This is a genomic window from Gammaproteobacteria bacterium (assembly GCA_013696315.1).
GTDB lineage: Bacteria > Pseudomonadota > Gammaproteobacteria > JACCYU01 > JACCYU01 > JACCYU01.
The window spans coordinates 1-9881 of record JACCYU010000016.1 but is presented as its reverse complement, the minus strand read 5'-3'; the positions used below and the strand labels follow the sequence as shown (position 1 = coordinate 9881).

The window sequence follows — 9881 nt, the reverse complement described above, 5'->3', positions numbered from 1 at the left end:
GGATAGGGCTGGTCGTCGAACGGCGCGGCGTGCCGCGGGCGCAGCAGAAAGTGCTGTTCGAAACCGGCGAAGAAGGTGAGGTCACCAGCGGAGGTTTCTCTCCCACCCTAGGCGTGCCGATCGCACTGGCGCGGGTGCCGATAACAGCGGGCGAATGCTGCGAGGTGGAAAGCCGCGGCCAGCGCCTGCCGGCGCGCGTGGTCAGACCGCCGTTCGTACGCAACGGCAAGGCATGTATCCCCACGGCATCCCGCGCGCAACCCACACCCGTTGGGCCGAGCTCGTAAAGAATCCATCTTATTACTCGATAACTGACCGGAGATTGTCATGAGCCAGTTACCCGCCGATCTGAAGTACACCCCGTCGCACGAATGGGTACGGCTCAATGACGACGGTACGGTGACCGTCGGTATCACCGATCACGCGCAGGAGCAGCTTGGCGATCTGGTATTCGTCGAGACGCCGCCCCCTGAAACGCAAGTCACGGCTGGTGAGGCGTGCGCGGTGGTGGAGTCGGTCAAGGCCGCTTCCGATATTTACGCGCCGCTGTCGGGAAAAATCGTGGAATCCAACCTTGCGCTGGCCGAGACGCCCGAAGCGATCAACAAGGATGCGTTCGGCGCGGGTTGGTTGTTCCGGTTAGCACCTGAAGACGCAACGGCGCTCGAGGCGTTGATGGATGCCGACGCCTATCAGGCGCACGCACACGCCGGCGGCTGAACGCTCGCCGTGTATCGGTTGTTACATGGCCGGGGTTTACTGCGCGACTGCCGCAACTGCTCAGGCTCAAGCTGAAAAATGCCCTTCATTCCCCACACCGAGGACGATATCCGCGAGATGCTGGCCGCGGCTGATGTCGAGCGCATCGAGCAGTTGTTCGACGAGATCCCGGCCGTGCTGCGTTGCGGGCCGCTCAGCGACGTGCCCGAGGGTTTGAACGAGATGGAAGTGGCGCGCCTGATGAACGAGGTCGCGTCGCGCGACGGCGTGCCGCTTAACTTCATCGGCGCCGGCGCCTATGAACACCACATCCCGGCCGCCGTCTGGCAGCTTGCCACGCGCGGCGAGTTTTACACCTCGTATACGCCTTATCAGGCGGAGGCCTCGCAGGGCACCTTGCAGCTCACGTATGAATACCAGAGCATGATGACGGCGCTGACCGGCGTGGAAGTAGCCAATGCGTCGCTGTACGATGGCGCCTCCGCGCTGGCCGAGGCGGTGCTGATGGCGATGAGGGTGAGCCGCAAGCCGAAAACCTGCCCTCAGCGGGTGCTGATGCCGGCGAGCGTGCACCCGGCGTATCGCGCCACGGTGCGCAGCATCGTGCGTCATCAAGGCATTGAGTTGCTGGAGCTCCCGTACGGCAAGGTCAGCGGTCGCACAGACCCGGCGGTGCTGGAGAATTACGCGGACGCGCCGCCGACCGCGCTGGTCATCCCGCAACCGAATTTTTTCGGCGTACTGGAGGAGATGGACGAACTCACGGCCTGGGCGCAAGCGCACGGCGTGTTGACCATCGCGGTGGTGAATCCGGTTTCGCTTGCGCTTATTAAACCGCCGGGCGCATGGGGAATCCAAGGCGCGGATATCGTGGTGGGTGAGGGCCAGCCGCTGGGCGCGCCCTTAAGTTCGGGCGGGCCCTATTGCGGATTTATGTGCACACGGCGCGCGCATGTGCGACATATGCCCGGTCGCATCGTAGGCCGCACCGTGGATGCCGATGGCAACCCCGGCTTTGTGCTTACCTTACAAGCGCGCGAGCAACACATCCGCCGCGCGAAGGCGACTTCGAATATCTGCACCAATCAGGGACTGCTGGTGACCGCCGCCACCATCCATCTCGCGTTACTCGGCGGGCCAGGTCTGGAGCGGGTGGCGGCGAGTTGCTACGCGAACGCACATGCGCTGGCCGACGCGCTGTCGGGGATTGATGGTGTGGCGCGGGTGTTCGACAGCGATTACTTTCACGAATCCGTTCTGCGGCTGCCGTGTCCCGCGCAACCGGTGCTGGACGCCCTTGCCGAGCAGAGTATTCTCGGTGGCTACGCGCTGGGCGCGGACTATCCGGAACTCAAGGATTGTGTGCTGGTCTGCGCCACGGAAACGAAGACCGCGCAGGATATCGAGCACTACGCGCAAACACTCGCGCGGGTGTTACAGTAGTCGCTCACGACTCCGCCGTGCGCATATGCGGCCATCTTCCGTATGCACCAGCGCATTTTTCTCGCGCATTTTTGCAACCCGAAAAACTCTTAAGGAGCGAACTTGATGAGTACCATTACCTTTCAGGGTAAAGAGATTCACACTAATGGCGAACTGCCAAAGGTAGGCTCGAAGGCGCCCGATTTCCGTCTGGTGGACAAGGATTTGAAAGATGTATCGCTGGCCGATCTCAAAGGCAAGAAAAAACTGCTCAACATCGTGCCCAGCGTCGATACGCCGGTGTGTGCGAAGTCCACGAAAAAGTTTAACGACTTCGCCAAGGAACAGGGCAACGCGGTGATGCTGGCGGTGTCGGCGGACCTGCCATTCGCGGCGTCGCGGTTCTGCGGCGCCGAGAACGTGGAGCGCATTATCCCGCTGTCGCTGATGCGTTCGCGCGATTTCGCCAAAGACTATGGCGTGTTGATCCAGGACGGTCCGCTTGAGGGCATCGCGGCGCGTGCGGTGGTGGTGCTGGACGAAAATGATAAAGTGGTGCACACGGAGCTGGTGCCGGACATCTCGCAAGAGCCGGATTATGACAAGGCCATGGCGGCCATGGCCTGAGCGAATTGCGCTACCGCGATCCCTGTTTGCCACATGCTGATCTTCGAACGCGGGCGTAACGGACGGCGCAGCTATGCGCAGGCGCCATCCGTGCTCGCCTGCACCGAATCCCTGCCGGCGCGCTTTCGGCGGGCGCGGCCGCCCGCGCTGCCGCAGGTGTCGGAACTACAGGCGGTGCGCCACTACACGCGGCTGTCGCGGCTGAATTTCTCCATCGACACGCACTTTTATCCGCTCGGTTCCTGCACCATGAAATACAACCCGCGCGCCTGTAACGCGCTGGCAATGCTGCCGGGTCTGGTCAATCGCCATCCCCACGCGCCGCCGCGTTTCAGCCAGGGTTTCATGGCATGCATGTTCGATCTGCAGGAGATACTCAAGAGCGTCACCGGCATGCAGGGCGTGTCGTTGACGCCCATGGCTGGCGCGCAGGGCGAATTCGCTGGTGTGGCGATGATTCGCGCCTATCACGATGCGCGGGGCGATACGGCGCGCAAAGAGATCCTGGTGCCGGACGCGGCGCACGGCACCAATCCGGCCACGGCGGTGATGTGCGGGTATACGGTGCGTGAGATTCGCACCGACCGATCGGGCGACATCGACATGGACGCCTTGCTGTCAGCGGTCGGGCCGCAGACAGCCGGCCTGATGCTGACGAATCCCTCTACTCTGGGTGTATTCGAGCGCCGCATTGGCGACATCGCCGCCCTGGTGCACGACGCCGGGGGCTTGCTGTATTACGACGGCGCCAACCTAAATGCGATTCTGGGGCAGGTGCGGCCCGGCGACATGGGCTTCGACGTGATCCACATGAACCTGCACAAGACCTTCTCCACACCGCATGGCGGCGGCGGCCCAGGTGCGGGCGCAATCGGCGTCGGCGCGCGGCTGTTGCCCTTCATGCCAGTGCCTGTGGTGGGCAAAGTAGATGCCTCCCCTTGCCGGGCGCGGTCAGGAGGGGGGTGGTGATGCGGCTTGCATCCCCTCCCCAGCCCTCCCCCGTGAAGGGGGAGGGAGCATTTATTGCTGGCTGGACGAACGCGAGCTGCCGCAAACTATCGGTCGCCTCTCGGCTTTCGCCGGCAACGCGGGGGTGCTGCTGCGCGCGTACGTCTACATTCGTATGCTGGGGCGTGAGGGCCTGGCGCGAGTCGCGCAATTCGCGACCTTGAACGCCAATTATCTGATGGCGCGGCTGGCCGCCGAGGGATTCGATCTGGGCTATCCCGACCGTCGCGCCACACACGAATTTATCGTCACGCTCAAACGCCAGGCGAAGACGCAAGGCGTGACCGCCGCCAATTACGCCAAGCGCCTGCTGGATTACGGCTACCACGCGCCGACGACTTATTTTCCGCTGCTGGTGCCCGAATGCCTGCTGATCGAGCCGACCGAAACCGAGAGCAAGGACGAACTCGATGGCTTCGTGAAGGCGCTGGTGGCGATCCGCGCGGAGGCGGACAACGAAGCCGGCCGCGTGCAGGGCGCGCCGTACAGTCTGCCCAATCGCCGTTTAGACGAGGTACGCGCCGCGCGCGAGCTGGATCTTGGCTGTCGGGAAGCGGCGGGTTAGGTTTTCGCCAGGCAGCCGAGTAACGAATCCGCCAGGCGCCGCATCAAGATAAAATACGCGTCCGGGCCGGGTATGATGTCCGCGCCCTCGGGGTCCAGGGTGCCGCGGCGCGCGCCAGTATCTTCCAGCACCGTCTCCACCAGCGCGGAATTGAACTGCGGTTCCCCGAACACGCAACGCACATGCTCGGTTTCTATCGCTGCCCGCACCTCGAGAATCCAGCGCGCGCCGGGGCTGATCTCCGGATCGCTCTGGATCACGGCGACCGCGCTGAGGCCGTAGCGCCGCTCGAAATACTGGTAGGCATCGTGGAACACCACGAACGGCAGGTGTTTGACAGAGGCGAGCCGACGCTCGATGCGCGCATCCAGGTCATCGATACGCGCGATGGTCGCCTTGGCATTGGTGGCGTAATGCCGCGCGTTGCCGGGATCGAGCGCGGCCAGGCGCCGTGCGACATGTGTCACGATCAGGCGCGCGTTGCGCGGGTCCAGCCACAGATGCGGGTCCGCGCCACGGGTCGTCCGACTCTCCATGAAACCGCCGTCGCGTTCTTCACCGCTGTCCTTAAGCTTCAGCAGGCCCATACCCGGCAGCGCCGCCACCGCCACCTGCGCGCTTGGATTGCCAATGGCATTCAGCGGTCTGATGAGAAACCGCTCCAGCGGCCTGCCCACCCACACGATCAGATCGGCGTCATACAACGTCCGCATATCGGACGGCGCGAGCGCGAAAGCGTGCGGCGAAGCGCCGGCCGGCACCAGCAGCTCAGGCTCGGCAACGCCCCGCATGACCGAGGCGACCAGTGAATGTACGGGCGCGATGCTCGCCACCACGCGCGGCGCGGCGCTGACGTGCATTGTGTACAGGCAGGCGAGCAGCAGCAGAGTGATGTATTTTCCGGCGGACATGACGTTTGATTGGTACAGTGAGAGGTCGGAACGTTATAATGTAACAATAATGCGTCATTCCAGATAGCGAAGCCTATGCAACGAAACTGGACCGCCGCTGACCGCGGCAAAGGGCTCGTGGCCGCCGAGCAGATCTGCAAACTCAGTGGCGCGCGTCTCACACCATTGCGGCGCCGCGTACTGGAACTGGTGCTGGCATGCGGCAAGCCGGTGGGTGCGTACAGCCTGCTAAGCGAGCTGCGCGCGGATGGCTACAGCGACGCGCCGCCAACTATCTACCGCACCCTTGAATTCCTGCAGGCCCACGGGCTGGTGCACCGCATCGCGAAATCCAGTGCGTTCGTGGCCTGTTGTCGCCCGCGGAACGGGCACTGCGGACTGATCTTCGTATGTACCGGCTGCGGCGGTACGATGGAGCTTCAGGAGCAGGAAATCATGGACGACATCACTCAGCGCGCCGCGCGGCTGGGCTATCGCATCCCGCGGCAGATTGTGGAAATCGAGGGCATCTGTAACGCATGCCAGCCCGCCTCGTGAGCACACCCGCAAGCCAGATATCGATGCTGCATGCGGTCGGACAACCCCTGCTGCAGGCGCAAGGGATTAACGTGACCTTTGACGGACGCGGTATTCTCAACGACGTGGATATGGCCATTCATGCGCGCCAGATCGTGACCCTGATCGGTCCCAACGGCGCCGGCAAGACCACCTTGCTGCGTGTATTGCTGGGACTTGTGCCGTGCATCTCCGGCCGCGTTACGCGCGCGCGACGACTCAGGATCGGTTACATGCCGCAACGCCTGCGCATCGACCCAGCCATCCCGCTGACCGTGAAACGCTTTCTCGAACTCAACAACCGCACGTCCAGGTCCGCGGTGCGCGTCGCCCTGGAGGAAGTGGGTGGCGCGCACGTGGAGAATTCGCAGGTAGGCGTGCTTTCGGGCGGCGAGTTTCAGCGCATATTGCTGGCCCGCGCGCTGCTGCGCCGCCCGGGGATACTGGTGCTGGACGAACCCGCGCAAGGCGTGGATGTGGGCGGGCAGGGTGATCTGTACCGGCTGATCGCCGCCATCCGCGATCGTCACGGCTGCGCCGTGTTGATGATTTCCCAGGACCTGCACCTGGTCATGGAGGCGTCGGATTCGGTGATCTGCCTGAACCATCACGTTTGCTGCACCGGTCAGCCCGAGGCGGTGAGTCAGCATCCCGAATACCTGAAGCTGTTCGGTGCGGAGCGTCTCGGCGGCATCGGCCTTTACAAACATCATCATGACCACGCGCACGATCTGCACGGCGAAGTCGTGCCCCTAGGTAACGACCCGGATCAGCGCGAGGGCAAAGATGTTAATGGATGATTTCATGTTGCGCGCGGCCGGCGCCGGCCTCGCGGTGGCGCTGGTGGCGGGCCCCCTGGGTTCGTTCATCGTTTGGCGCCGCATGGCCTATTTCGGCGACACCCTGGCGCACAGCTCGTTGCTGGGTGTTGCACTCGGTCTGCTGTTCAACGTCGGGCTCAATCTGGCCGTGCTCGGCGTGTGTGTCACGGCCGCCTTGCTGCTGGCCGCACTGCAACAGCAGCGGCATCTCGCGAGTGACACCATACTGGGCATTCTGGCGCACAGCGCGCTGGCGCTGGGGCTGGTGGCGGTCGCCTTTGTGGAAGGTCTGCGGGTTGATTTAACCGGCTATCTGTTCGGCGACATTCTGGCGATTTCCGATCGAGACCTGTGGTGGATTTTCGGCGGCGGCGCGCTGGCGCTGCTGGGTGTCATCGCGCTGTGGCGTCCGCTCCTATGCATGACCATCGACGAAGAACTGGCGCGGGTTGAAGGCGTGCCGGTGAACTGGGTAGGCGTGGGGCACATGCTGCTGGTCGCCGTGGTGGTTGCGGTCGCGATGAAGATTATCGGCATTTTGCTCATCACCGCGTTGATGATCATCCCGGCGGCGGCCGCACGGCGGCTGGTAAAGAGCCCGGAGCAGATGGCGCTGCTGGCGAGCCTGATCGGCGGCGGGGCCGTCATCGGCGGTCTCGCCGCGTCGCTGCAATGGGATACGCCCGCGGGGCCGTCGATCGTCGTGGTCGCCGCGCTGACGTTCGTCGTCGTGCAACTCGTTCCGCACCGCCGTGTGCCCGCCGGCCGCTGACCGCGGAACCGGAAGAGTCATCCGCGTGAGCGGGTCCGAAAATCTTCCGGCTGTTGTTCGACCGCTTCCCGGATCGCTTCGTGCGCCAACCTGGACAATGTCCGGCGGTCCGCCGGCTGGCTGGCAATTGGCGGACACAAGGTCAGCTCGACATCGATGCGTTTCTCGCCCAGCGCGCGCACGCCGTGCTTGAACAATGACTCGTTTCTCACGAACGGTGCGGCGGGGTGCACGCCCAGCGGATGCGGATACCGGATCGCCACGGGCTGAATGGCAACATCGGCATGCGCCGCCGCGCCGAACAGCCGCGGGTGAAACCGTCTGACGGTGTGACCATCGGTAGTCGTGCCCTCCGGGAACACCGCGATGCTGTCACCATGCCGCAGCCGGAAGCCGATCTTTTCGGCGGCCGCGTTGGCCGCGTTCTTGCCACCGCGCCGGATAAACAGTGTCCCTCCGCGGCCCGATATGATGCCCAGCAGCGGCCATTGGCGAATTTCGCTTTTGGAGACGAAGCTGACCGGCAGCTCGCCGCCCAGCACCGGAATATCCAGCCACGAGATGTGATTGGACACCACCAGCACCGGCCGTTCGGGCAACACGCCAGATATCTTGACGCGCAGCCCCATGATGCGGCCGGAGCGGTTGAGCCACCAGCGCACTACTTTGCTTGCCTTGTCATTCGGTGGCAGGCGTTCTCCCCGTCGCAGCAGGGTGGCGACGATCGCGAGCCCCACGACGATATGTACGCCAAGCAGCATCAGCCGGTACGCGACGCGGATTTTCTTCATGCCGGAACAGGTCGGAGGATTTCAGCGGACGCACATGTTAGCCGATGGGCGCGCGTGCGCGAATCCCGCGGATGCGAAGCGCTATGCGCGCGGTTAGCTACTAGCGTCGGTGGCGCCGAGCATCTTCTCGAAATTTTCGGTGTCCGTGATCGGCGCCGCGCAGGTCATGCCCTCGCATAGGTATACGACCGTCGCCCCGTCCGACGTTTTTTCGGCAAGCGCCGGTGGCAGGTCCCGCGCATCGGTCGGGATCGCGAAAACCAGGCGCCGCGGCGCGTAGGCGCGCGCGGCGGCGCGCTGCCAGCTTTCGAACGTCTCGCCCGCGCCGCGCAGAATCAGGATTTGCGGGGGCGTGATACGTTCTTCCAGCGCCGCCAAGAGGCTCGCGTGAGCAATTGGCGCCTGCGCCACCGCGCCGGCGGCGACCTTCAGGGTGCGCTCGGCGGCCTCGATGTAGCGCGTGTCGCCAACCAGAAATCCCAGCCGCGAGAGCGCCTGCGCAGCCACGCCGTTACCCGCTGGTGTGGCCTCGTCGGCCAGCACCTTGGGCCGCTGGATCAGCGGCTCGTGATCGTCGGCGGTGAAATAAAAACCGCCGCTTTCCCGGTCCTCGAAGTGCTCGATCAGGGCATCAGCGAGTTCGCAGGCGAACGTTAATTCATCACCGCGCCAGCGCGCCTGCAACAGCTCCAGCACGGCGTCGATGAGAAACGCATAGTCATCGACATAAGCCGTGAGGTGCGCCTTGCCGTCCTTGAAGGTCGCCAGGAGCCGCCCGTCCCGCCACAAGGTTTGCCGGACAAAATCCAGCGATCTCTGGGCCGACGCAATACATTCAGGCATCTCCAGATGCCGGCCCGCTGTGGCCATGCCCTTGATCATCAGCGCGTTCCAGCTGGTGAGAACCTTATCATCCCGGCCTGGATGCACGCGTACCTCGCGCACATCGAAAAGCGTTTGTCGCGATTTTGCGAGACTGATGCTGATCGTATGCTCGTCCGTGTCAAACGCCGCGGCGAGGTCGTTCAAGTCCGCGCATACGCGCAGATGCCAGCGGCCTTCGAAATTGGCCGGACCATCCAGTCCAAAACGCCGTGCGAAGATCGCGTAATCGCGCGGCTCCAGCAGCGCTTCTATCTGTGCCCTGTCCCAGACATGGAATTTGCCCTCTTCACCCTCGGCGTCGGCGTCCAGCGAGGAATAGTAGCCGCCCTCCGGCGACTGCATCTCGCGCATCGCCCATCCCGCGGTCTCGCGCGCAGTGCGTTCCAGTTCGGCATCAACGGTGGCCACCGCCGCCTGCGCACACAGCCCCAGCAAGGGACCGTTGTCGTACAGCATCTTCTCGAAATGCGGAATCATCCACTGACCATCGACCGAATACCGGCAGAAGCCACCGCCCAGGTGATCGTAAATGCCGCCCTGCGCCATCTTCTGCAACGAAAATACGGCCATATGCAGCGCCTGCCGATCCGGATTGTCCCGCGACGCCGCCCAGTGCCGTAGCAGGCGCTCGATGTTGGTGGGATGCGGAAATTTGGGTGCGCCGCCGAAGCCACCGTCGCGCGCACCGAAACTTTGTTCGAGTTGCAGGCGGGCCAGATTCAGCGCCGCCTCGCCGAGTGGTTCGCCCGCCGGCGGCTCTCCGAAAATGCTCTCCAGCGCCTTGCGCATGGAGGCGTTCTGCTG

10 protein-coding genes and 1 pseudogene are annotated in these 9881 nt (G+C 63.9%); 8 read left to right on the top strand and 3 right to left on the bottom strand.

Annotated features, from left to right (window positions below; all coding sequences use genetic code 11):
* The 5 genes and pseudogenes from H0V34_00925 to gcvPB all read left to right on the top strand — a co-directional run.
* Positions 1–287, top strand: a 287-nt coding sequence (locus tag H0V34_00925) for a hypothetical protein (protein ID MBA2490311.1), incomplete at its 5' end; no start/stop codon positions are given.
* 40 nt (positions 288–327) lie between these two features.
* Complete coding sequence (gene gcvH, locus H0V34_00920) at positions 328–720, top strand: glycine cleavage system protein GcvH (protein MBA2490310.1); 393 nt, start codon at positions 328–330, stop codon at positions 718–720.
* Between the two features lie 78 nt (positions 721–798).
* Complete coding sequence (gcvPA, locus tag H0V34_00915; GenBank protein ID MBA2490309.1) at positions 799–2163, top strand: aminomethyl-transferring glycine dehydrogenase subunit GcvPA; 1365 nt, start codon at positions 799–801, stop codon at positions 2161–2163.
* A gap of 105 nt (positions 2164–2268) precedes the next feature.
* Entirely contained in the window at positions 2269–2769 is a 501-nt protein-coding gene (gene tpx, locus H0V34_00910; GenBank protein ID MBA2490308.1) for a thiol peroxidase, read from the top strand.
* Between the two features lie 33 nt (positions 2770–2802).
* Positions 2803–4342, top strand: a pseudogene (gene gcvPB / locus H0V34_00905) (aminomethyl-transferring glycine dehydrogenase subunit GcvPB).
* Here gcvPB and H0V34_00900 read toward each other — a convergent pair.
* Positions 4339–5253: a zinc ABC transporter substrate-binding protein gene (locus H0V34_00900; GenBank protein ID MBA2490307.1), complete on the bottom strand. Its 915-nt coding sequence runs from the start codon at positions 5251–5253 to the stop codon at positions 4339–4341. The pseudogene gcvPB and the gene H0V34_00900 overlap by 4 nt on opposite strands.
* Before the next feature lie 75 nt (positions 5254–5328).
* On the opposite strand from H0V34_00900, the gene H0V34_00895 reads away from it, so the two are divergent.
* The 3 genes from H0V34_00895 to H0V34_00885 are packed head-to-tail and all read left to right on the top strand — an operon-like array spanning position 5329 to position 7401.
* Complete coding sequence (locus H0V34_00895) at positions 5329–5790, top strand: transcriptional repressor (GenBank protein ID MBA2490306.1); 462 nt, start codon at positions 5329–5331, stop codon at positions 5788–5790.
* Positions 5791–5813: 23 nt separating this feature from the next.
* The gene (locus H0V34_00890) at positions 5814–6608 is read left to right on the top strand and encodes a metal ABC transporter ATP-binding protein (GenBank protein MBA2490305.1); all 795 of its coding nucleotides are present in this window, start codon (positions 5814–5816) and stop codon (positions 6606–6608) included.
* Positions 6601–7401, top strand: a complete 801-nt coding sequence (locus H0V34_00885) for a metal ABC transporter permease (GenBank protein ID MBA2490304.1) — start codon at positions 6601–6603, stop codon at positions 7399–7401. The genes H0V34_00890 and H0V34_00885 overlap by 8 nt, the downstream gene beginning before the upstream one ends.
* A 17-nt stretch (positions 7402–7418) precedes the next feature.
* Here the strand turns inward: H0V34_00885 and H0V34_00880 are convergent, their stop codons facing one another.
* Both H0V34_00880 and H0V34_00875 read right to left on the bottom strand, forming a co-directional pair.
* Complete coding sequence (locus H0V34_00880; protein MBA2490303.1) at positions 7419–8162, bottom strand: 1-acyl-sn-glycerol-3-phosphate acyltransferase; 744 nt, start codon at positions 8160–8162, stop codon at positions 7419–7421.
* Positions 8163–8285: 123 nt separating this feature from the next.
* The coding region (locus tag H0V34_00875) for a thioredoxin domain-containing protein (protein MBA2490302.1) at positions 8286–9881 on the bottom strand (1596 nt) is incomplete at its 5' end.

Excerpts from the sequence above, each read along its gene's own strand:
- H0V34_00890 (MBA2490305.1), top strand. The coding sequence starts at position 5,814 with ATGCTGCATGCGGTCGGACAACCCCTGCTGCAGGCGCAAGGGATTAAC.
- tpx (MBA2490308.1), top strand. The coding sequence starts at position 2,269 with ATGAGTACCATTACCTTTCAGGGTAAAGAGATTCACACTAATGGCGAA.
- H0V34_00885 (MBA2490304.1), top strand. The coding sequence starts at position 6,601 with ATGGATGATTTCATGTTGCGCGCGGCCGGCGCCGGCCTCGCGGTGGCG.
- gcvH (MBA2490310.1), top strand. The coding sequence starts at position 328 with ATGAGCCAGTTACCCGCCGATCTGAAGTACACCCCGTCGCACGAATGG.
- H0V34_00880 (MBA2490303.1), bottom strand. The coding sequence starts at position 8,162 with ATGCTGCTTGGCGTACATATCGTCGTGGGGCTCGCGATCGTCGCCACC.
- gcvPA (MBA2490309.1), top strand. The coding sequence starts at position 799 with ATGCCCTTCATTCCCCACACCGAGGACGATATCCGCGAGATGCTGGCC.
- H0V34_00900 (MBA2490307.1), bottom strand. The coding sequence starts at position 5,253 with ATGTCCGCCGGAAAATACATCACTCTGCTGCTGCTCGCCTGCCTGTAC.
- H0V34_00895 (MBA2490306.1), top strand. The coding sequence starts at position 5,329 with ATGCAACGAAACTGGACCGCCGCTGACCGCGGCAAAGGGCTCGTGGCC.